A 21,977-nucleotide genomic window follows, 5' to 3' on the forward strand; every position below is an offset into this window, starting at 1 on the left:
ATGAGCGAGTACACAGTGTTCGAGTACGAGAAGGACGGCGCCGCGATCTACCGCCAGTCCTTTGCCACGATCCGCGCCGAGGCGGACCTCGCCGGGCTGCCCGCCTCGGTGTCGCAGGTCGCCGTACGCATGATCCACGCGTGCGGGATGACCGACCTGACCAAGGATCTGGGGTACACGCCGGACGTGGTGCTGCGTGCCCGCGCCGCGCTGAACGCGGGGGCGCCCATCCTGTGCGACGTCCGCATGGTCGCCAGCGGGGTCACCCGCAAGCGGCTGCCCGCCGACAACGAGGTGATCTGCACCCTGTCGGACCCGGCCGTACCGGACCTGGCCGCGAAGATGGCCACCACGCGCAGCGCCGCCGCCCTCGAACTCTGGCGCGACCGCGGCCTGTTGGAAGGCTCGGTGATCGCCGTCGGCAACGCGCCGACCGCACTCTTCCGGCTGCTGGAGATGATCGAGGAAGGCGCGCCCCGCCCGGCCGCCGTCATCGGCGTGCCCGTCGGATTCATCGGCGCCGCCGAATCCAAGGACGCGCTCGCCGCCCACCCCTCGGGGCTTGACCACCTGATCGTCCGGGGGCGGCGCGGCGGCAGCGCCATCGCCGCCGCCGCCGTCAACGCGATCGCGAGCGAGGAAGAATGAGCGCCACCAGCGCCACCAGCGCCACCAGCGCCACCAGCGCCACCAGCGCGACGACCACCCCCGCCACCACCGGTGCCGCCGGTACGGGAGCCGCGGCCGGACGGCTCTACGGCGTGGGCCTCGGCCCCGGCGACCCCTCCCTGATGACCCTGCGGGCCGTCCAGGTGATCGCGGAGGCGGACGTCGTCGCCTACCACAGCGCCCGCCACGGACGTTCCATCGCCCGCTCGATCGCGGCCGCCCACCTGCGCGCGGACCACATCGAAGAGCCGCTGGTCTACCCGCTCACCACCGAGAGCACCGATCACCCCGGCGGCTACCAGGGGGCGATGGAGGAGTTCTACGAGGCCTCCGCCGCCCGGCTCGGCGCCCACCTCGACGCGGGCCGGACCGTGGCCGTGCTCGCCGAGGGCGACCCGCTCTTCTACGGCTCGTACATGCACATGCACAAGCGGCTCGCCGACCGGTACGCGACCGAGGTGATCCCCGGGGTCACCTCCGTCAGCGCCGCCGCCGCCCGCCTGCAGACCCCCCTCGTCGAGGGCGAGGAGGTGCTCACGATCCTGCCCGGCACGCTGCCCGAGGAAGAACTGACGGCCCGTCTGGCGGCCACCGACTCCGCCGTGGTGATGAAACTCGGCCGCACCTTCCCCGCCGTGCGGCGGGCGATGGAGACGTCCGGGCGGCTGCCCGAGGCGCGCTACGTCGAGCGCGCGACGATGGCCGGGGAGCGCACCGGGATGCTCGCGGACACCGACCCCGAGACGGTGCCGTACTTCGCCGTCGCCGTGCTGCCTAGCCGGATCGGCAACCCCGGCTGCCGGCCCGCGCCCGCGCCGGGCGCCGTCGGCGAGGTCGTCGTGGTGGGCACCGGACCGGCCGGTCCGCTGTGGCTGACGCCGGAGACGAAGCGCGCGCTGGCCGACGCGGACGCGCTGGTCGGGTACACGACCTACCTCGACCGGGTGCCCGTACGGCCGGGGCAGGTCCGGCACGGCTCCGACAACAAGGTCGAGTCCGAGCGGGCCGAGTTCGCGCTCGACCTGGCCCGGCGCGGGCAGCGGGTCGCGGTGGTCTCCGGCGGCGACCCGGGCGTCTTCGCCATGGCCACGGCGGTCCTGGAAGTCGCCTCGCAGGACGAGCACGCGGACATTCCGGTCCGGGTGCTGCCCGGGGTCACCGCCGCCAACGCGGCCGCCGCGGCCGCGGGCGCGCCGCTCGGCCACGACTACGCCACGATCTCGCTGTCGGACCGGCTCAAGCCGTGGGAGGTCATCGCGCAGCGGCTGCACGCCGCGGCCGGGGCCGATCTGGTGATCGCCCTGTACAACCCCGGTTCGCGCAGCCGCACTTGGCAGGTCGGCAAGGCCCGCGAACTGCTGCTGGAGCACCGGGCGCCGGACACCCCGGTGGTGCTGGCCCGTGATGTGGGCGGCCCGGAGCAGTCCATCCGGATCGTGCGGCTCGCGGATCTGGACCCGGCGCAGGTGGACATGCGGACGCTGCTGCTGATCGGCTCGTCGCAGACGCGGGTGGTCCGGCGCGGGGACGGGCGGCAGATCGTCTGGACGCCGCGGCGCTACGGGTAGTCCGGGTTACGGGCGGTTCCGGGCGGGCCCGGGGGTTCCGGGGTCCCGGGCGGGGTCCGGGTCAGGCGTCCCGGGTGCGTGCGCGCACCCAGGTCGCCGCCTCCCGGGCCGACTCGGCGACCGGTACGCCCTGCGGGACCGGCGGGCGGTCGACCACGAGCACCGGGATGCCCGCCTCGCGGGCCGCCGTCAGCTTGGGGGCCGTCGCGGAGCCGCCGCTCGCCTTGGTCACCAGTACGTCGATGCGGTGCTCGCGGATCAGGGCGCGCTCGCCGTCGAGGCTGAACGGCCCCCGGTCCAGGAGGACTTCGGTCTGCCGGGGCAGCGGGGCGGTGGGGGCGTCCACGGAGCGGACCAGGAACCAGGTCGCGTCCAGGTGCGCGAAGGCGGCGAGGCCGGTGCGGCCCGTGGTCAGGAACGCGCGCCTCCCCAGGGCGGGGAGGGCGGCGGCGGCCGCGGCCAGGGTGGGGACGTGGTGCCAGTCGTCGCCGGGGGCCGGGGTCCAGGCGGGGCGGCGCAGGGCCAGCAGGGGTATGCCGGTGGCTGCGCAGGCTGCTGCCGCGTTGAAGCTTATCCGCTCCGCGAAGGGGTGCGTGGCGTCCACGACGGCGTCCACGGCGTGGCTGCGCAGCCAGTCGGCCAGGCCTTCGGGGCCGCCGAAGCCGCCGATGCGGGATGCGCCCGGGGGGAGGGTGGGGTGGGTGACGCGGCCGGCCAGGGAGGTGGTGACGAGGGTTCGCCGGGTTTCGGGGGTTGCCGTGCCTTCGGCGAGGTCCTCGGCGAGGGCTTCGGCCAGGTGGCGGGCCTCGGTGGTGCCGCCGAGGATCAGCACGTGGTGCGCGTGGTGGGGGCGGGGGGTGGTTCTTGCCGCTGGTCCGGTGCGGGGTGCCGGTGCCTCCGGCGGGTCCTCAAACGCCGGACGGGCTGGATTTGGCTGGGCTTGCCGGGCGAACGCCGGACGGGCTGGGTTTGGCTGGGCTGGTTGGTCAGCAGGCATGGCGGTTGCGGGTGGGGGAGTAGAGGTGGCTGTCCGGGAACTGGGCGGCGGAGAGGGTGCGGCCCACGATGATCACCGCGGTGCGGACCAGGCCCGCGGACTTCACCGCGTCCGCGATGTCCGACAGGGTGCCGCGCAGGATCAGTTCGTCCGGGCGGCTGGCCATCGCCACCACCGCGACGGGGCAGTCCGCCCCGTAGTGCGGGAGGAGTTCGTCGACCACCCGGTCGACGTAGCGCGTGGCCAGGTGCAGGACCAGGAGCGCCCCGCTGCGGCCCAGGGTGGCGAGGTCCTCGCCCTCCGGCATCGGGGTGGCCTGCTGGGCGATCCGGGTCAGGATCACCGTCTGGCCCACCGTCGGCACCGTCAGCTCCCGCTTCAGCGCAGCGGCCGCCGCCGCGAACGCCGGTACGCCCGGGACCACTTCGTACGGGATCCCGGCCGCGTCGAGGCGCCGCATCTGCTCCGCGACCGCGCTGAAGACGGACGGGTCGCCGGAGTGCAGCCGTGCCACGTCCAGGCCGGCCGCGTGCGCGGCGGTGAACTCGCCCAGGATCTCGTCCAGGTTGAGCTGCGAGGTGTCCACCAGCCGGGCGTCCGCCGGGCATTCGGCGAGCAGTTCGCGCGGGACCAGGCTGCCCGCGTACAGGCACACCGGACTGGCCGCCAGCCGGCGCGCGCCGCGCACCGTGATCAGGTCGGCGGCGCCGGGGCCCGCTCCGATGAAGTACACGGTCATGTGCGGTCCTCTCCTGTTTCCTGCGCCGCCGGGTCGCCCGACGGTTCGCCCGCCGGTTCATCCGCTGTCTTGGTCACCGACCACTGGGTGACCGCCATCGCCTGGCGCCAGCCGGTGAATCCGCCGACCGCCACCGCGTGCGCGACGGCGAGCTTGACCAGGTCGCCGCCGTGGCGCCGGTACCACCGCGCGAGCAGTGCCTCCGACTCCAGGGTGACCGTGTTGGCCACCAGCCGCCCGCCCACCGGCAGCGCCGACCACACCGCCTCCAGCAGCCCCGGCGCGGTCAGCCCGCCGCCGATGAACACCGCGTCGGGCGCGGGGAGTCCGTCGAGGGCGGCCGGTGCGGCGCCGAGGACGACGTGCAGCGCCGGCACGCCCAGGGCGTCGGCGTTACGGGTGATCCGCGCCGCCCGCTCCGGGTCGCGCTCCACCGTCACCGCGCGGCACGACGGGTGGGTGCGCATCCACTCGATGCCGATGGAGCCGGAGCCGCCGCCGATGTCCCACAGCAGTTCGCCGGGCGCGGGGGCCAGGGCGGCCAGGGTCGCGGCACGGACGTGGCGCTTGGTGAGCTGGCCGTCGTGCTCGTAGGCGGAGTCGGGCAGACCCGGGCCCGCGCCCAGGCGCTGCGCGTCCGCCGCTCGGCGGCAGTCGACGGCCACCACGTTCAGCGGGTCGCCCGGCGCGTGGTCCCACTGGTCGGCCGTGCCGTCGTACGTACGCTCGTCAGCGGATCCGAGCTGTTCCATGACCCGCATCCGGCTCGGGCCGAAGCCCCGCTCCCGCAGCAGAGCGGCGATCTCGCCCGGGGTGCCCGGGCCCGCGCTGAGCACCAGCACGCGGCGCCCCTCGTGCAGGGCTGCGGCGAGCCGGGTGACCGGCCGGCCCACGGTGGTGACCACCTCGGTGTCCTCCACCGGCCAGCCCGCCCGCGCGCACGCGTAGGACACGGACGAGGGGTGCGGCAGGACCCGCAGGGCCTGCGCGCCCAGTTCCTGCGACAGGGCGCGGCCGATCCCGTAGAACATGGGGTCCCCGCTCGCCAGCACCGCGATCCGGCGCCCGGCGTGCTCCGCCAGCAGCCGCGGCACGGCGGGGCGCAGCGGGCTGGGCCAGGACACCCGCTCGCCCGCGCACTCGGCGTCCGGCAGCAGCACCAGCTGGCGCGGCCCGCCGATCAGCACGTCGGCGGCGGTCAGGGCGGCCCGGGCGGTGCCGGTGAGCCCGGCCCAGCCGTCCGCGCCGATGCCGACGACCGTGACGGCCGGTCCGGTCGTCACGGGGGAGGGGGGCAGGGGGCTCATGGCGCGGTACCTCGGAGGAAGGGGGTGGGACCGCACTCTACTGGCCCGCTTCCGGCGGCCCGGACCGGGGGTGACCACGGCGAAGGCCCGCGACGGGCCGCGTCGCGGACCCGTCCCTGCGAGAGCTCGCGACCCCGGGGCCGTTAGGGTGGGGGCACGATGTGGTTACCGTTGGTAACCGCGGTGGTGCGGGTGGAGGAGCCGGTATGCCGGGCTGGACAGCGAACGACATCCCCGACCAGAGCGGGCGCACGGCCGTGGTCACCGGAGCCAACAGCGGCATCGGCTACGTCGCCGCCCGCGAACTCGCCCGGCGCGGGGCACGGGTGGTGCTGGCCTGCCGCAGCGAGGCCCGCGGGCGGGCCGCCGAGGCACTGCTCCGGCGTGAAGTCCCCTCAGCCATGGTGGAGTTCAGTCCGCTGGACCTCGCGGACCTGCGCTCGGTGCGGGAGTTCGCCGCCCGCTACGGCTCCGGGCGCGAGGCCCTCGACCTGCTGGTGAACAACGCCGGGGTGATGGCCCTGCCGTACGGGCGGACCGCCGACGGGTTCGAGACCCAGTTCGCCGTGAACCACCTCGGCCACTTCGCCCTCACCGGCCTCCTCCTGCCGCATCTCCTGCGCACGCCCGGCGCCCGGATCGTCTCCCTCTCCAGCGGCTTCCACGCCCTCGGCGACATCGATCTCGCCGACCTCAACAGCGAGCGTAACTACCGGCGCTGGGTCGCCTACGGCCGTTCGAAGACGGCGAACCTGCTCTTCGTGCACGAGCTGTCCCGGCGGCTCGCGGCCGCCGGGTCCGATGTCGTCGCGGCCGCCGCCCACCCCGGTTACGCGGACACCAACCTGCAGACCGCCGCCGCCCGGCAGGAGGGCCGCAAGGCCGCCGAGCGGGTGATGGCGCTTGCGAACGCCGTCATCGCGCAGCCCGCAGCCGCGGGCGCGCTCCCCACGCTGTACGCGGCCACCGCGCCCGGCGTGCGATCGGACGCCTTCATCGGGCCGAAGCTCGGCTGGCGCGGAGCGCCCGCCCGCTCCTGGCGGGCGAAGTGGACCCTGGACGACGCGTCCGGCGAAGCGCTCTGGGCCGCCTCCGAGAAGCTCACCTCCGTCTCCTACACCGCTCTCGCGCGCTGACCGTCCCGGGCGTCCGGCCCGGCCCGGCCCGATCGCCCCTCCCCGCGGGCGCCCCCGGGACACCTGCGGTCTTCCCCTGCTTCACCCAACTCCCCTACGCTCCAGCCGACTTGCCGCCGCACCGGCGTCGGCCGGACCGATAGGGGAGCCACCAGCATGAGATCCCGCAACCGGGCGGCCGCGGCCGTCGCCGTCGCCGTGGCCGCAGTCCTCGCGCTCGCCTCCGTCCCCGCCGGGGCCGCCCCGGCCGGGGCGGCGGCGCAGGGTGTGGGGCTGTCCTTCGCCGGATCCACCGGCGTCGGCGTGCACAACGCGTACGAGAAGGCCAAGTACCCCTACTTCGCGGATGCGTTGGACTCGGGCGCCGCGATGCTCGAACTCGACGTGTGGACCAACTTCTTCGGCAGCTCCTGGCGGGTCTCCCACAGCAACCCGATCGGCAACGACAACAACTGCGAGAACGCCACCACCCCGGCCCAGCTGCGCACCAAGTCCCGCAACCAGAACCTCGCGGGCTGTCTCGCGGATCTGCGCAGCTGGCACGACGCGCACCCCGGCCACCGCCCGGTCATCCTGAAGATGGAACTCAAGGACGGCTTCGCCGCCAACCTCGGCCGGGGCCCGGCCGACCTCGACGCGCTCCTGGGCGCCCGCCTCGGTGACGCCCTCTACCGCCCCGGCGACCTGGCCGCGGGCCACCCCGACCTCGACAGCGCCGCCCGCGCCGGAGCCTGGCCCAGCCGCGCCGCGCTCGCCGGGAAGTTCCTGGTCGAGCTGATCCCGGGCACCGTGGAGGAGGGCAACTCCGCCGACACCCTCTGGACCGACCGCGAGTACGCCACCCACCTGCGCGACCTCGCCGCCGCCGGGCGCCTCGGGCAGGCCGCCGCCTTCCCCGCCGTGCACCGGGCAGAGGCGGGCGACCCCCGCGCCCGCTACGCCGACGCCTCCCTGCGCCCGTGGTTCGTGGTCTTCGACGGGGACGCGAGCGCCTACACCGCGCCCGCCGTCGACACCGGCTGGTACGACCGCAACCACTACCTGCTGATCGCCACCGATGCCCAGGGCGTCGTCCCCGCCATCGACGGGACCCGCCCCACCGAGGCCCAGGCCCGCGACCGGGTCGCCCTGCTCGCCGGGCAGTACCACGCCTCCGTGGTCTCGGCGGACTGGTACCCGCTGCCCGCCGTCCTCGCGACCGTGGTCCCGCGCGGCTGACCTCCCGGCCCCGGGCGCCCGGCCGGGACATCCCGGCCGGGCTCCCCGTCAGGACCCGTTGAGCAATCCCGCCACCTGAGCGACCGTCAGGCAGGCGACCGACGGCAGGATTTCGGCAACCTGCGTGGTGAACACCGTCGAGGCCGCGAGGACCTCGGCGGCCGCTCCTTCCGCGACGGCCTCGCCCTCCGCCATCATCACCACCCGGTCGGCGGCCCGTACCGCGAACTCCACGTCGTGCGTGGCGATCAGCACCGCCCGGCCCGCCGCCGCCAGGTCGTCGAGGATCCGGATCAGCGCCGTCTTGGCCCTGCGGTCCAGGCCGCGCGTCGGCTCGTCCAGCAGCACCACCCCGGGCGCCGCGGTCAGCCGGACGGCGAGGACGAGCGCCAGCTTCCGGCCCTCCGAGAGGTCCCGGGGGTGCATGGCGTCGTCGATGCCGGGGGCCAGCCGGTCCAGCAGCTCCCGCGCGGGCCCGGCCCCCGACCCGGCCGCCTCCGCGTCGCCCTGGGCCAGCTCCTGCCGTACGGTCCCCCAGCTGAGCAGGTCGGTGGGCGTCTGGGGGACCATCCCCACCAGGCGCCGGGCCTCCGCGGCCGGCAGCGCCCCCGGATCGATCCCCGGAGCACCCCCTGCGCCCCAGACCGTCACCGTGCCGGAGCGCCGCGGCCCCGATCCGTGCAGGGCGCACAGCAGAGAGGTCTTCCCGGAGCCGCTCGGACCCATCAGCGCGGTGACCTCTCCCGCGCGCAGGACCAGGTCCACCTCCCGCACGGCGGGCAGTCCCATGTGGGTCACGGTCACCGCACGCGCCCGCAGCGCCTCGGTCCCGCCCGCCCCCGCGGCCGGGACCGCGGTCCTGGCCGGACGCACCGGCGCGGGGGTCCGTCCCGCCAGCCGGGCCCGTAGCGGTGCGGCGACCCGCCGGGCGGCCTGCGCCGACAGCGGAAGGGGGTCCCAGCCCGCGAGCCGGCCCAGCTCCACGACGGGCGGCGCGACCGTCGACGTACGGAACACCTCGGCCGGGGGCCCGCAGACCACGGTCCCGTCCCCGGGGAGGTGGATGACCCGGTCCGCGTACTGGGCGACCCGCTCCAGCCGGTGCTCCGAGAGCAGAACCGTCACGCCCAGGTCCCGCACCAGCCGGGTCACGGCCGCCAGCACCTCGCCGGCCGAGGCCGGATCCAGGGCGGAGGTCGGCTCGTCCAGGACCAGCACCCGGGGGTGCGCGGTCAGCACGGAACCGAGGGCCACGCGCTGCTGCTGGCCACCGGACAGCTCGTGCAGCGGCCGGTGGCGCAGCGCGGTCAGGTCGAGCAGTTCGAGGGTCTCCTCGATCCGCTTGCGCCGGACCGCCGGGTCCACGCCGAGCTGCTCCACCGCGTAGGCCAGCTCCTCCCCGACGGTGTCGGTGACGAAGCCGTCGAGCGGATCCTGGCCCACCACGCCCACCAGGTCGGCCAGTTCGCGCGGCGGGTGCTCGGCCGTGTCCCGGCCGCCGACGGTCACCCGTCCGTAGAGGGTGCCGCCGGTGAAGTGTGGGACGAGGCCGTTGACCGCGCCCAGCAGGGTGGACTTGCCGGCACCGGTCCGCCCGACGACCAGGCACAACTCCCCTTCGCCGATGGTCAGGTCCACGTCCCGCAGCACTGAGCGGGGCGCGTCGTCGTACTTCACGCTGACGTTTTCGAAGCTGATCACGGGGATTCCTTGGCAGTGCGGGCCAACTGTGGGACGAGACAGGCGTGTTGAGGTTGGTCGGATGGTAACCGACACCCTGGTCAGGGGCAGCTGCCCGTGAAAACCCGCCTGTCCCGCACCCGTCCCGCAGCGGGGATCCCCGTGATCCCTCAGCGGCGCCGGCTCAGCCGGCCGGGCTCACCTGCACGGTCGTCAGCGCCCCTCCCGCGGCCTCCTTCACCACCGCGATGCGGGTCCCGGTGTCCGGCACCTTCACCCCGACCTGCGGCAGGTCGGCGTTCCAGTACTGGCCGTGCCGGTCGTCGAAGACGGGCACGCCCGGCCGCGCGGGCACCACCAGCGGGGCCCCGGCCTTGTGCAGGACGATCCGGTCGCTCGGCCGCAGCGAGAACGGGGCGTCGAAGGTCTGCGCCCGCGCGTTGACCAGGGAGCCGTCGGTGAAGCGCAGCGCCGCGGGCCGGGCGTCGACCGGCAGCAGCAGTCCTCCGCCGGGGTGCGCCTTGGTGGTGTTGTCGCTGTAGGCGGTGTCCCACAGCCAGATCAGCACGCCCTGCTGGTAGGGGTAGAACTCGACCGACTCGTCGCCCCGGCCGAAGTTGTACGGGCCCGTCCTGAGGTACTCGCCGAATCCGGTGTAGCGCCGGTTCTCCACCACGTAGGCGCGCGGGTGCTGGGCGGTGCCCGTACGGCCCTCGGTGCGCGACCACTTGAGCGCGGTCCAGCCGTCGTCGCCCTGCTCCGCGCCGTCGTGCAGCAGCTCCCGGCCGTCCGCGGTGATCCGCAGCTCGTCGAAGGCCGCGCCCTTGCCGTGGGTGTTGCTGTCGGAGGTGACCCGCAGTCGCAGCGAGACGCTCCTGCCCGCGTACGCGTCGAGCGGCACCCCGAGCGCCGCCCAGCCGCCCGAGGTTCCGGAGATGCCCTTCGCCGGGATCGGGGCGCCGCCGACCGTGCCGGGCAGGGCCGCCCAGGTGGCGCCGCCGTCGGTGGAGGCCTCCACGGTCAGGAAGTCGAAGTCCTGCTCCACGTCGTACCAGACGCGCGCGTCCAGCCGGGCGGGGGCGCCGGCCGGGACCCCCGTCAGGTCGACCGTGCGGGTGAGGGTGTTGTCCATGAAGTCCCCGGTGCCGCTCCACCACTGGGACGTGCCCTCGTACGGATCGGCCAGCTCGGTCCGCGTCACCGACGGTGGCAGGTGCACCAGCAGTGCCTGCGGATCCTCGGTGTTGTAGCCGGAGACCCCGAGGACCGCCCTGGTCCTGCGGCCCGCGTCGGCCTCGGTGTATTCGAGCCAGCCCAACTGGAGCTTGCTCCAGGCGTCCAGGTCGCCGGGGAAGGCGCCGGTGGTGCCGCGGCCCTTGCCGAGGTAGGAGGCGGAGGACATCAGCGACCAGAAGTTGACGCTGTTGTCGCCGTCCGAGCTGTACAGGTCGGGCAGGCCGAGGTCGTGGCCGAACTCGTGGGCGAACAGGCCCACTCCGCTGTTCTCGCCGCCGGTCAGGTAGTCACCGGCCCAGATCCCGGAGTCGCCGACCGGGGTGCCGCCCGCCTTGTTGCCCGCCGGGCCCGCGGTGCCCGCCCGGTCGTAGTACGCGAACCAGCGGTGCGCCCAGACGGCGTCCTTGCCCTGCGCACCGCCGCCCCAGGTCTGGTCCTTGCCCGCGTGGACGATGACCAGGTGGTCCAGGTAGCCGTCCGGCTCGTTGAAGTTGCCGTCGTGGTCGGCGTCGTAGCGGTCCCAGACGTCGTACTCGGCCAGCTGCGCCTTGATCTGGGCCGGGGTGCGGCCCTTGGCCACCTCGCCCTTGTACCAGGTGTCGGTGGCGTCGCGGACCAGGTCCCAGTTGGTGCGGCACTGGCCGGGCTCGGCGCAGTTGTCCGTGCCGTAGCGGGCTTCGTTCCAGGGGAGCTTCACCCAGCCGCTGACCTGGCCGTCCATGGCGTAGCGGCCGGACGACTGGAGGTCGTAGTAGGAACGCAGGCTCACCGCGCCGGGGGCGTCGGAGAAGAACTGCTGCTGGTAGAAGGACTGGCTGAAGTCCTTGCGCCACAAGGTGTGGTTGTCGCTCGCGGCGGGCTTGTCGATGGTGTTGTGCCGGGGACCGGGCGTGCCGCCGAAGCGCGGCTTGCCCTCGTACTGGGTGGTGTTGTCCACCTGGTCGCCGAACTCGGCCAGGATCACGAACACCTTGTCCTTGCGTTCCTGGGCCAGTTCCACGTAGCGCTTGCCGACCTTGGCGGTGCGGGGGAGGGTGCCGTCCGCCTCGGCCCGCAGGGCGCCGGGGCCGCCGCCGGGGCCCGCCGCGACGTCTTCGAGGGCTTGGCGGCGCAGGGCCTGGCGCTGGAGTTCGAGGGGCGCGGGAGGCGGCGAGGCCGCCTCCTCGCTGCGGGTGATCTGCTGCCCTGGGGGCGGTGGGACCGCCGCGAGCGCGGCGGGGGAGAGCACGGGAGTGGCGAGGAGGGCGAGGGCTATCGCCGCTCCTGCCGCGACGAGTCTGCGCAACGTGGCTGCCCTTTCTGGGAGTTCGGTAGGGGCGGGGGTAATATTTCACATGTCACAGATCACGCATAGGGGTGTGGAACCCGTTCCTTCGGGCCTCGGCGCCGCGGGCGCCCGCCGCCCGGGCACGCGGGCGGAAAGTCCTGGTCCGGGGGGAGCGCGGTGTGCGATCTTGGCTCATGAGCACCCAGCGGACCGCCCCCCACGAGCCCGAAGACCCCGGCGAGCGGCGCGGATTCGGCGCGAGGATACGGACGGCGGCCCCCGCGTCCGCCGTCACCGCCGGACTGATCGCGGTCCTGGTCGGCGTCACCAGTTCCGCCGCGATCGTCTTCACCGCCGCCCGGGCGGCGGGCGCCGACGCGCGGGAGGTGACCTCCTGGATGCTGGCCCTCGGCATCGGCATGGGCATCACCTGCATCGGCCTCTCCCTGCGCCACCGCGCGCCGGTCATCACGGCCTGGTCCACGCCGGGCGCCGCCCTGCTGGTGTCGGGGCTCCAGGGGGTCACCATGGCGCAGGCGGTCGGCGCCTTCCTCGTCTCGGCCGCCCTGATCGTGCTCAGCGGGGTCACGGGATGGTTCGAGCGGATCATGGGCCGGATCCCGGTACCACTCGCCTCGGCCTTGCTGGCGGGCGTGCTCGTACAGTTCGGCACCGGACTCTTCCGCAGCATGGACGGCCACTTCGCCGTCGTCTTCGCGCTCTTCGCGACCTACCTGCTGGCCCGTCGGCTGCTGCCCCGGTACGCGATCATCCTGGCGCTCGCCGTCGGGGTCGCCGTCGCCGCCGGGCAGGGCTCGCTGCGGCCCGGACTGGTCCACTTCGCCCTCGCCGAGCCGGTGTTCACCGCGCCCGCGTTCTCCTGGCAGGTGATCGTCAGCGTGGCGCTGCCGCTGTTCGTGGTGACCATGGCCTCGCAGAACCTGCCCGGTGTGGCGGTGCTGCGCGGCGCCGGGTACGGCAGGGTGCCGGTGTCCCCGCTGATCGGCTGGACCGGCGCGGTCAACTTCCTGCTGGCGCCGTTCGGTTGCTTCGGCCTGAACCTGGCCGCCATCACGGCCGCGATCTGCACCGGCCGCGAGGCCCACGAGGATCCCGGCCGCCGGTACCTCGCCGGGGTCTGGGCCGGGCTGTTCTACCTGTGCGTCGGCGTCTTCGGCGGCACGGTCAGCTCCCTGCTGACCGCGCTGCCGACGGCGCTCGTCCTCGGCATCGCCGGACTCGGGCTGCTCGGCACCATCGCCAACTCGCTGTCCGCCGCGTTCCTGGACGAGACGTACCGCGAAGCCGCCGTGGTCACCTTCCTGGCCACCGCCTCCGGCGTGACCCTGCTGGGGATCGGCTCCGCCTTCTGGGGGCTGCTCGCCGGGGCGCTGACAATGCTGGTGACGAACGGTTTTCGGCGCGCGGAGCCCGCCCCGCCGCCCCCCGCGCCCCCTGCCGTGCGGGTGGCCCCCGCCGTGGCCCGGGACCTGGCCGCCCCTGCCGACCGGGACGGCGCGGCTCCCGCCGCGTGAGGCCCATCGCGTCGGGTCCGGCGCGTCGGGTCCGGTGGCCGGGGCGCCTCGGGAACCCTCAGCCCGTCGGCGCCTCGCCGCGCAGGTGGGCCAGTACCGCCAGGACCCGCCGGTTGCCCTCCGTCGGATCCAGGTCCAGCTTCATGAAGACGTTCCCCGCGTGCTTGACCACCGAGGCCTCGGTCACCGTCAACCGCTGTGCGATCGCCTGGTTGTTGAGGCCCTCGGCCATCAGCGCCAGAACCTCCCGCTCGCGCGGGGTCAGCCGGGCCAGCGGCCTGTCCGCGCTCTGCTGCTGGAGCAGGACCCGGACCACCTCGGGGTCGATGACCGTCTGCCCCTGCGCCACCCGGTCCAGGGCGTCCATGAACTCCGACACCTCGCCGACCCGGTCCTTGAGGAGGTAGCCGAGGCCCCCCTCGGCCGAGGAGGCGCCGCTGAAGAGCTGGGTGGCGTACGCGGTGGCCACGTACTGCGAGAGCACCAGCACCGGCAGGTCCGCGTGGCGGGCGCGCAGGGCGAGGGCGGCCTTCAGCCCCTCGTCGCGGAAGCCGGGCGGCATCCGCACATCGGTGATGACGACGTCGGGCCGGTCCGCGTCCACCGCGCGGGCCAGCTCCTCGGCATCGCCGACGGCGGCGACGACCTCGTGGCCGACCCGGGAGAGCAGTTCCACCAGCCCCGCCCGCAGCAGGACGGAATCCTCGGCGAGCACTAGGCGGAGCACGGCACCTCCACCCGGAGCTGGGTCGGTCCGCCGACGGGACTGGTCACGATGAGCCTGCCTTTCACGATGGCCACACGGTCCGCCAATCCTTGCAAACCGGACCCGGCGAGCGGATCGGCGCCGCCCCGCCCGTCGTCGGTGATCAGCAGCACCAGCCGCTCACCGTGCATCCGTGCGACCACCGCGACCGCGCCCGCGCCGCTGTGCTTGGACGCGTTGGTCAGCGCCTCGGTGACGGTGAAGTACGCCACGGTCTCCACCGGGGACGGCAGCCGCCCGGGCAGGTCGATGTCCACGCTCACCGGAATCGGGTTGCGCAGCGCCAGTTCGGCGACGGCCGCGGCCAGCCCGTGGTCGGTGAGCACCTGCGGATGGATCCCGCGGACCAGGCCGCGCAGCTGCTCCAGCGCCTGCCGGGCCTCGCCGCGGGCCCGGGCGATCAAGGGTGACGCAGCCGACTCCGCACCGCGCAGCTCCAGTTCGGCCAGCCCCAGGGTCATGCTCAGTGCCACGAGCTGCTGTTGGGCGCCGTCGTGCAGGTCACGCTCGATCCGGCGCCGTTCCGCCTCGAAGGCGTCCACCAACCGGGCCCGGGAGCGGGTCAGTTCGATGACCCGGTTGCCGAGGTCCTCCTCGCGGGCGGAGAGCAGGAACTGCGCGATCCACACCTGCGCACCCGCCAGCGCCCCGCCCGCGTACGCCGCCACGACCAGCCCGAGCAGCCCGGCGGCGGTCCCCGGCAGGGCGGCGAGGGGATCCTCGATGGCATGCCCGGGGCCCAGCATCACCCGGTCGGGGGCGATCGCCCACACGATCACCGGGGTCGCCACCAGCAGCAGCGACAGACCGAGCAGGGCCGTGAACCCGATGCCGGTCGCGGTGAACACCACGCCGAGGAGGGGTACGTACGCCAGCTCGCGCCAGGTCGCCCGTTCGCGCAGCCGGGTCCGCAGCCAGGGCAGGGCGCCGGTCCCCGGCAGCGAGCCGTGCGGGTCCAGCAGCGGCTCCGGCTCCACCAGGCGCAGCCGCCGCCGCTCGGCGGCGGCGACCGGGATCCCGAAGACGGCGGCTCCCAGCAGCACGAGCAGCCCGACCCCGAGCACGGACAGCCCGAGTCCCACGAACAGCAGCAGGGCGAAGCCGAGCAGCACCAGGAAGCCCCAGAGCGTGCCGCCGAGCAGGAAGGCGGCGGCGCGCAGCGGCCAGCGGGACACCAGGTAGCGCAGGGGACGCCGCCGCAGGGCCTCCCAGACGGCGACGGTCGTCATGGCGGGGGCCTCCAGCGTCACGGTCCGCAGCGACCAAGGATCATGGTCCGTACTCGACTCTAGGTGATCACAGAGCCCGCCGGCGGTAGGGGAAACCCCACCCCGAGGTCTCCGCGCAGACCCACTGCGCGGGCCGGTCCCACCCTGCTGAACTGGGCGCATGCCCCTGCTGACCGATACCCAGCTGCCCGCCGTCCACATGGCCTCCGTGACCAAGAGCTACCCCAGCGCCGCGGGACCCGTCCCCGTCCTGCACGCGGTCAGCGTGGGGTTCCCGCAGCGGGCGCTGACGGCGGTGATGGGCCCCTCCGGCTCCGGCAAGACCACGCTCCTGCACTGCGCGGCGGGCCTGGACACCCCCGACAGCGGGCAGGTCTTCCTCGGCGACACCGACCTCGCCGCCTGCGGCGAGCGCGAGCTGACCCGGGTCCGGCGCGACCGGATCGGCTTCGTCTTCCAGCAGTTCAACCTGCTGCCCATGCTCACCGCCTACGAGAACGTGGCGCTGCCGCTGCGGCTCCAGGGCGGCCGGGTCAGGAAGGCCCGCGTGGTGGAGGCCCTGGCGCAGGTCGGGCTGGCGGACAAGGCGGACCGGCGGCCGGCCCAGCTCTCCGGAGGCCAGCAGCAGCGGGTCGCGATCGCCCGCACCCTGGTCGCGGAACCGGAGATCGTCTTCGCCGACGAGCCGACCGGCTCCCTGGACCGGCAGACCGGCCGGCAGATCATGGCGCTGCTGCGCGACATCGTGGACCGGGCCGGCCGTACCGTCGCCATGGTCACCCACGACCCGGCGGCCGCCGCCTGCGCGGACCGGGTGATCTTCCTGTCCGACGGCCGGGTCGTCGGCCGCCTCGACCACCCGACGGCCGACGCGGTCGCCGCCCAGCTGAGCGTGTGGGAACGCTGATGTGGCGCATCTCGGTGCAGTCCGTGCGCCACTACTGGGCCCTGTTCGTCGGTACGTTCGTCGCGCTCGCCCTCGGCGTGGCCCTCATCGGCGTCTCGGCGGCCGCCCTGGCCGCCACCTGGTCGGTGCCCGCCCCCGCCGCCGACCTCCCCTCGGTCACCCTCACCGACGGCACGGGCAAGGCCCGCACCCTCTCCGGCGGCGCCCTCGACATGGGCGGCGTCCAGAGCGTGCTGGCCATGGCCGGGGTGGTCTCGGCCTTCGTCACCGTCTTCGTCATCGCGGGCACCTGCGCCTTCGGCATCGCGCTGCGCCGCCGGGACATGGGCCTGCTGCGCCTGGTCGGCGCGGGCGGCCCGCAGGTGCGCCGGATGGTGCTGGGCGAGTCCCTCGCGGTGGCCGTGCCCGCCGCCCTGACCGGCTGCCTCGCCGCGGCCGTCGCCGCGCCCGCCGTCCTGGACGCCCTGAACGGAACCGGCCTCTCCCCGGTCGAGCTGCACCTGGGACCGGTGCTGTGGCCCCTGCTGTTCGCGGCCGGCAGCGGTCTGCTCATCGCCGTCCTCGGCGCCTACGCCGCCTCGAAGCGGGCGGCCCGGGTGCGGCCCACCGAGGCCCTGCGCGAAGCCGACCTGGACGCCCGGACGATGACCGGCGGGCGCGCGGTGAGCGGCGCCGCACTCCTGGTGGGGGGAGCGGTCATGGTGCTCCTCGCCCCCGGCGCCGGCGCCGAGGCGGCCACCCCGCTGGCCCTCTTCGGCACGATGGCGCTGGCCGTCGCGGCGACCCTGCTCGGCCCGGTGTACCTGCCCGCCCTGCTGGGGCTGCTCTCGCTGCCGCTGCGCTGGGCCGACCCGGTCGCCGGGCGGATGGCCGCCGCGTCCCTCACCACCTCGCGCCGCCGCACCGCCTCCCTGGTGGGACCGGTCCTGGCGATCACCGCCGTCGTCGGGGTGTTCACCACCGTCCTGTCCACCGCCGGAGCCGCCACCGAGGCGGACGACCGGGCCCGTACCACCGCCCAGTTGGTCGTCGAGCCCGTGGGCGACGGCGGGCTGAGCGCGGCGGACCTGGCGGCGCTGCGCGCCGACCCGCGGGTGGCCGCCGTCTCCGCGCCCGCCCCGCTCGACGTGGCGGTCGCGGGCCCGATCGAGGTGTGGAAGGACCAGGCGGCGGTCGCCGACCCGGCGAGCCTCACCCGGACCCACCGCATCACCGTCACCGAGGGGAAGGCGGGCATGCTCGCCCCCGGAACGGTCGCGGTGTCCAAGGAGTTCGCCGACTGGTACGGGCGCCACGCGGGCAGCGAGGTGACGTACGGCCTCTTCGGCGGCCGGCCCGTCAAGGCCACGGTGGCCGCCGTCCTGGACGGCGGGTCCGCGGTGCCGCACCTGCTGCTCCCGGCGGCGGACGCCGGGGGCGCGGCCGCCGCCCCCGAGCGGGCGAGCGTCCTGCTCGACCCGCAGGCCGCGGGCTCGGCCGGCGCGGTCGCCGCCGAACTGACGCGGCGCCTGGGCCCCGAGCGGGTCAAGGTCACCGAGAGCGCCCACTGGTTCGACCACGCCTCCACCGGCCAGGACCGGCTGAACCGCCTGGTCCTGTTCGTCCTGACCGGGCCCGCCTCGCTGTACGCGCTCATCGCCGTGGCGAGCACCCTGGTCATGTCCTACAGCAGGCGCGGCCGGGAGGTCGCCGGGATGCGCATGATAGGCGTCAGCACCGGTCAACTGCGCCGCACCGCCGTGTGGGAGACCCTCGGCACCACCGTCGCGGGCGTGGGGATCGCCGCCGTCCTCGTCACCCTCGGCGCCCGCTCCTACCGCGGTGCGCTCACCGTCCTCGGCGGTGAAGCCCCGCTGAGCGTGCCGTGGGCGCTGCTCGCGGGCCTGGCGGGGGCCTGCGCGGTGGTGGGCGTGGTGGTCGGTCTCGTCGCGACCGGCCGTCTGCTCCGGCACGCCGGCGTGGCGGCGATCACCTCCCGGCAGTAGGACCCGGCGGGTGATCGGCGTAGCGTTCTCTGTCACCTCGCGCCTATGCTGGGCCCCCCCACACGACACACCCCCTTCACGTTCACCATTGGACGGCCCGTGCCCGTCAACTGGCTTGGTCCTCACGAGCAGGAGTTTCCATGCGCGTCGCGATCGCCGAGGATTCCGCGCTCTTGCGAGCGGGAATAACGAGGCTGCTGGCCGACGAAGGAATTGACGTCGTCGCTTCCATGGGTGACACCACGAATGTGCTCGACGTGGTGCGCACCACCCGGCCGCACGTGGTGATCCTGGACGTCCGGATGCCGCCCACCCACACCGACGAGGGAATCCGGGCGGCCATCGAGATCCAGCGCTCCTGCGAGGGGACCGCGGTCCTGCTCCTGTCCCAGTACGTGGAGCACACCTACGCCGAGGAACTCGTCCGCAACGCCCGAGGTGGGACGGGGTACCTGCTCAAGCAGCGGGTGGGCGACTTCGACGAGTTCCTCTCCGCGCTGCAACGGGTCCGCGCCGGCGAGACCGTCCTGGACTCCGACATCTTCAAACAGTTCGTCGGCAGTCCGCGGGAGAAGCGGGCCACGGATCTACTGACGCCCCGTGAACGCCAGGTCCTCGAACTCATGGCGACCGGCCTCACCAATGGCGGAATCGTCAACCGCCTCGGCATCTCCGAACGGGCCGTGGAAAAGCACGTCACCGCGATCCTCGGAAAACTGCAGATCCCCAATACCGGGGAGAACCACCGCAGGGTACTCGCGGTCCTCGATTACCTGCGGGGCATCGAACGGCTGCAGGACATCACCGAGTGAAATGTAGTGGTTCGTAGTTCCGTGAAATTGCCGACTCCCTACCGCGTCGCGGCCGGCCTCATCTACCTTTCCGTCGGCAGCCTGGTCGGCCTCCTGCTGGCCCCCCTCGTCGTCGTCTCCCTGGTGCTGCGCGGCGTCTCCTGGCTGCCGCTCGTCGGCCTGCCGCGCGCGGTGATCCTCTGCGCGCGCGGCGCGGCCGCCCTCGCCCGCTGGGCGGGCCGGGTTCCCGCCGACCGGCCGTCCCGCGACAGCCCGTTGTGCGAGGCGCTGCGGGAGGTGCCGGCCAGGATGGCCGTCCTGCGCGACGGCTTCTCCTTCAGCCTCCCGATGCTGCGCGCCGTCGCCGACCTGGAACGGCTGCTCGCCCACTCGGTCGCCGTGGACCGCCCGGCGCCCGGCGAGCCGCCGCACCGTGCGAACGCCCTGCGCGAGGAGCAGCGCCAGTCCTCGGAGGCGAGCTGGGACGACATCGGCTACCTCGGTCTGCTCCTGCTCGGCACGGTGTGGCTGATCCCGCTGGCCGCGCTGGCGATCCCGGTGGTCTCCTTCCTCGTGGCGCTGCCCGTCGGCCCGACCGAGCAGCTCGCCTTCGGCCCCGGCAACACGATCCTGGTGGACGGCCCCGGCACCCGGATCCTGGTCGCCCTGGGCTCCGTACTCGTCTTCGCCGTCCTCATCGGGCTGCTGTTCGGCATGGGCCGGCTGCGCGCCCGCATGGTGCGCCGCATCCTCAGTCGCATCGACGAGGCCGAGGCGCAGCGCCGGGAAGCCGCCGCGGAACGCCAGCGCATCGCCGCGCTGCGGGTCAACGACGCCGATTACCGCCGCCTGGAACGCGATCTGCACGACGGCGCGCAGGCCAGGCTGGCCATGCTGCTGATGACCCTTTCGTATGCGAAACAGCGCCGGAGTGGTGACGCCGAATACCTCACCGCGCTGATCGAGGAAACCCGGGAAGAAGTCCGCAGGGCGCTCGACGAGATAAGGGACCTGGTCCGCGGAATCCAGCCGCCCATTCTCAGCGACCGCGGTCTGGACGCGGCCGTGATCGCGCTGACCGAGAAATTCCACGTACCGGTCTCGGTGTCCGGCCGACTGGAAAGCAGGCCGGACGTCAATGTGGAGTCGGCGGCCTATTACATCATCGTGGAATGCCTGGCCAATACGGTCAAGCACGCGAAGGCCTCCGCCATCGACGTCCGGCTGGAGCAGGACGAGGACCACCTCGTGGTCTCGGTGACGGACGACGGCGTCGGCGGCGCCGCCGGTACCGCCGGAACGGGCCTGCGCGGCCTGGAGGACCGGGCGGCCGCCCTGGGCGGACGGCTCGATGTCGCCAGTCCGCAGGGCGGCCCCACCACGGTGCGCGCCATCCTCCCCTGGTCGATGAACAAGGTCTGACCTGCGACTTTGCCTCACATCGAAACTCCTTGCCCTTCCTTGACCGGGTGGCCGAGGATGTGGGGGTACGGGTAGCCGCACCATCCGGGGTGCGGGTAGCCGCACCTACCGGAGGGATGGGGGAGAGACGTGGAAGCGCACCACACGGCGGAGCGGCTGCGGGAACTCGCGCACGACCACACCGTTCCCGGCGCGCAGCTGACCATTCACCGGGCGGGGCGGAACCTGTCCGCGGCCACCGGAGTCGTCCGTGCCGGCGGCCCGGAAGCGGTCACCACCGCCACGGCGTTCGCCTACGGATCCGTCACCAAGGCCTTCACCGCCACGGTGGTGGCCCGACTGGAGTCCGACGGGGATCTCGAACTCGACGATTGCGTCGGGGAGTACCTGGCGGAGTTCGACGCGGCGACGGACGAGGCGATATCTTCCGTCACCCTGCGGAATCTGCTCAGTCACACCGCCGGCCTGATCGCCGACCACGAGCCGGACCGGGCGGAAGACGCCTCCCTGGCCCGCTATGCGGCGGACATGGCGACCACCCGGTCGCTGCACGCACCCGGCGGCCACTTTTCCTATTCGAATTCCGGATACAACATTCTGGGCCGCGTCATCGAAGCCGTCACCGATATGACGTGGCGGCAGGCGACGGAACGGCTCCTGCTGCGCCCGCTCGCCATCGACCCGCTGTTCCTGCACGGCCCGGCGGCGCCCGGCCGCACCCTGGCCGACTGTCACACCGTGCGCCCCGGCGAGCGCGTGGCGCGCCCCGCGGACCTGTACGTGCCGCCCAGCTGGGCGCCGGCCGCGGGACTCGCCGGGAGCGCCGACGACCTGATCGCCCTGGCCCGGCTCCACCTCGGCAGCCACCCCGCGTCCGCCGTCGTGGCGGGTGCGGACGGGTTCGCCGGAGCGGGCGTACGGGTCGCCGCGGCCGACGCCTTCGGGATGGCCGACGGGTGGGGTGCGGGCCTGGCCCACTACGCCTCGCCCGAAGGCGACTGGCTGGGGCACGACGGCACCGTCGACGGCGGCACCGCGCACCTGCGGTTCCACCCGGCGAGCGGCACCGCCGTCGCCCTGACCACCAACTCCACCACCGGGACGCGGATGTGGGCCGATGTGGTGGACCTGCTCCACTCGCGCGGCATTCCGGTCGGCGACTACCGGCCGTCCCTGCCCCCGCAGGCGCCGCCCGGCGCGGACACGAGCGCCCTGCTCGGTCAATTCCGCAACGGCGACACGTACTTCACCGTCCGTACCCGGGGCGACGTCGGCCGCGGCGCGCACGACGCGGACTGTCCGGGGCTGCGGCTCTCCGACGGGACCGGCCTGGTCGCCGACCTGACCCTGCACGACGGCCTGGTCTTCACCGCCCGCCGCGCCGACGCCGACGAGGCGCCCTACACCGGCCGGTTCGTCCTCGACCCGGCCACCGGCGAGGCCGTCCTGATGCAGCTGGGCGGACGGTCCGCCCGCCGCGTGGCGGTCCGCTAGCAGCCGGCCCGCTGCTCCGGCGCCGCCCCGT

The 21,977-nt window shown here is 74.2% G+C and carries 17 protein-coding genes; 10 read left to right on the forward strand and 7 right to left on the reverse strand.

Going from position 1 to position 21,977, the window contains the following annotated elements; genetic code table 11:
• Both AC0693_RS21395 and AC0693_RS21400 read left to right on the forward strand, forming a co-directional pair.
• Complete coding sequence (locus AC0693_RS21395; RefSeq protein WP_478741655.1) at positions 1 to 648, forward strand: precorrin-8X methylmutase; 648 nt, start codon at positions 1 to 3, stop codon at positions 646 to 648.
• The gene (locus AC0693_RS21400; protein ID WP_468464720.1) at positions 645 to 2,237 is read left to right on the forward strand and encodes a precorrin-2 C(20)-methyltransferase; all 1,593 of its coding nucleotides are present in this window, start codon (positions 645 to 647) and stop codon (positions 2,235 to 2,237) included. The genes AC0693_RS21395 and AC0693_RS21400 overlap by 4 nt, the downstream gene beginning before the upstream one ends.
• Positions 2,238 to 2,298: 61 nt before the next feature.
• Here the strand turns inward: AC0693_RS21400 and AC0693_RS21405 are convergent, their stop codons facing one another.
• The 3 genes from AC0693_RS21405 to cbiE form a co-directional block, all read right to left on the reverse strand.
• Positions 2,299 to 3,069 (reverse strand): cobalt-precorrin-6A reductase, encoded by a 771-nt coding sequence (locus AC0693_RS21405; protein WP_478802564.1) that lies wholly within the window; start codon positions 3,067 to 3,069, stop codon positions 2,299 to 2,301.
• 154 nt (positions 3,070 to 3,223) lie between these two features.
• A complete protein-coding gene (gene cobM / locus AC0693_RS21410) occupies positions 3,224 to 3,973 on the reverse strand; it encodes a precorrin-4 C(11)-methyltransferase (RefSeq protein WP_469316506.1) in 750 nt (249 codons plus the stop codon).
• Positions 3,970 to 5,280: a precorrin-6y C5,15-methyltransferase (decarboxylating) subunit CbiE gene (gene cbiE / locus AC0693_RS21415; protein WP_478802565.1), complete on the reverse strand. Its 1,311-nt coding sequence runs from the start codon at positions 5,278 to 5,280 to the stop codon at positions 3,970 to 3,972. Before cbiE ends, cobM begins: the two co-directional genes overlap by 4 nt.
• A 206-nt stretch (positions 5,281 to 5,486) precedes the next feature.
• On the opposite strand from cbiE, the gene AC0693_RS21420 reads away from it, so the two are divergent.
• The gene (locus AC0693_RS21420) at positions 5,487 to 6,416 is read left to right on the forward strand and encodes an oxidoreductase (protein WP_478802566.1); all 930 of its coding nucleotides are present in this window, start codon (positions 5,487 to 5,489) and stop codon (positions 6,414 to 6,416) included.
• A gap of 156 nt (positions 6,417 to 6,572) precedes the next feature.
• On the forward strand, positions 6,573 to 7,634 hold the full coding sequence (locus AC0693_RS21425; protein WP_478802567.1) for a phosphatidylinositol-specific phospholipase C domain-containing protein: 1,062 nt from the start codon (positions 6,573 to 6,575) through the stop codon (positions 7,632 to 7,634).
• Positions 7,635 to 7,682: 48 nt separating this feature from the next.
• Here the strand turns inward: AC0693_RS21425 and AC0693_RS21430 are convergent, their stop codons facing one another.
• On the reverse strand, positions 7,683 to 9,335 hold the full coding sequence (locus AC0693_RS21430; RefSeq protein WP_478802568.1) for an ABC transporter ATP-binding protein: 1,653 nt from the start codon (positions 9,333 to 9,335) through the stop codon (positions 7,683 to 7,685).
• 163 nt (positions 9,336 to 9,498) lie between these two features.
• Positions 9,499 to 11,835, reverse strand: a complete 2,337-nt coding sequence (locus AC0693_RS21435; protein WP_478802569.1) for an immune inhibitor A domain-containing protein — start codon at positions 11,833 to 11,835, stop codon at positions 9,499 to 9,501.
• Between the two features lie 176 nt (positions 11,836 to 12,011).
• On the opposite strand from AC0693_RS21435, the gene AC0693_RS21440 reads away from it, so the two are divergent.
• Positions 12,012 to 13,352, forward strand: coding sequence for a benzoate/H(+) symporter BenE family transporter (locus tag AC0693_RS21440; RefSeq protein ID WP_478802570.1), 1,341 nt, complete (start codon positions 12,012 to 12,014; stop codon positions 13,350 to 13,352).
• A 58-nt stretch (positions 13,353 to 13,410) separates the two neighbouring features.
• Here AC0693_RS21440 and AC0693_RS21445 read toward each other — a convergent pair whose 3' ends face one another.
• Together AC0693_RS21445 and AC0693_RS21450 are read right to left on the reverse strand one after the other, a co-directional pair.
• On the reverse strand, positions 13,411 to 14,079 hold the full coding sequence (locus AC0693_RS21445; protein ID WP_356405622.1) for a response regulator transcription factor: 669 nt from the start codon (positions 14,077 to 14,079) through the stop codon (positions 13,411 to 13,413).
• A complete protein-coding gene (locus tag AC0693_RS21450; protein ID WP_478802571.1) occupies positions 14,067 to 15,347 on the reverse strand; it encodes a sensor histidine kinase in 1,281 nt (426 codons plus the stop codon). The genes AC0693_RS21445 and AC0693_RS21450 overlap by 13 nt, the downstream gene beginning before the upstream one ends.
• Before the next feature lie 160 nt (positions 15,348 to 15,507).
• On the opposite strand from AC0693_RS21450, the gene AC0693_RS21455 reads away from it, so the two are divergent.
• The 5 genes from AC0693_RS21455 to AC0693_RS21475 all read left to right on the forward strand — a co-directional run bounded on the left by AC0693_RS21455 (position 15,508) and on the right by AC0693_RS21475 (position 21,946).
• The gene (locus tag AC0693_RS21455; protein WP_356405626.1) at positions 15,508 to 16,254 is read left to right on the forward strand and encodes an ABC transporter ATP-binding protein; all 747 of its coding nucleotides are present in this window, start codon (positions 15,508 to 15,510) and stop codon (positions 16,252 to 16,254) included.
• Positions 16,254 to 18,239 (forward strand): FtsX-like permease family protein, encoded by a 1,986-nt coding sequence (locus AC0693_RS21460; protein WP_478802572.1) that lies wholly within the window; start codon positions 16,254 to 16,256, stop codon positions 18,237 to 18,239. The genes AC0693_RS21455 and AC0693_RS21460 overlap by 1 nt, the downstream gene beginning before the upstream one ends.
• A gap of 140 nt (positions 18,240 to 18,379) precedes the next feature.
• Complete coding sequence (locus AC0693_RS21465; RefSeq protein ID WP_356405630.1) at positions 18,380 to 19,051, forward strand: response regulator transcription factor; 672 nt, start codon at positions 18,380 to 18,382, stop codon at positions 19,049 to 19,051.
• Positions 19,052 to 19,072: 21 nt separating this feature from the next.
• Positions 19,073 to 20,452, forward strand: coding sequence for a sensor histidine kinase (locus AC0693_RS21470; protein WP_478802573.1), 1,380 nt, complete (start codon positions 19,073 to 19,075; stop codon positions 20,450 to 20,452).
• Positions 20,453 to 20,581: 129 nt separating this feature from the next.
• A complete protein-coding gene (locus AC0693_RS21475; protein WP_478802574.1) occupies positions 20,582 to 21,946 on the forward strand; it encodes a serine hydrolase domain-containing protein in 1,365 nt (454 codons plus the stop codon).
• The last annotated feature ends 31 nt before the right edge of the window (positions 21,947 to 21,977 follow it).

The organism is Streptomyces sp. NPDC043876 (assembly GCF_056435825.1).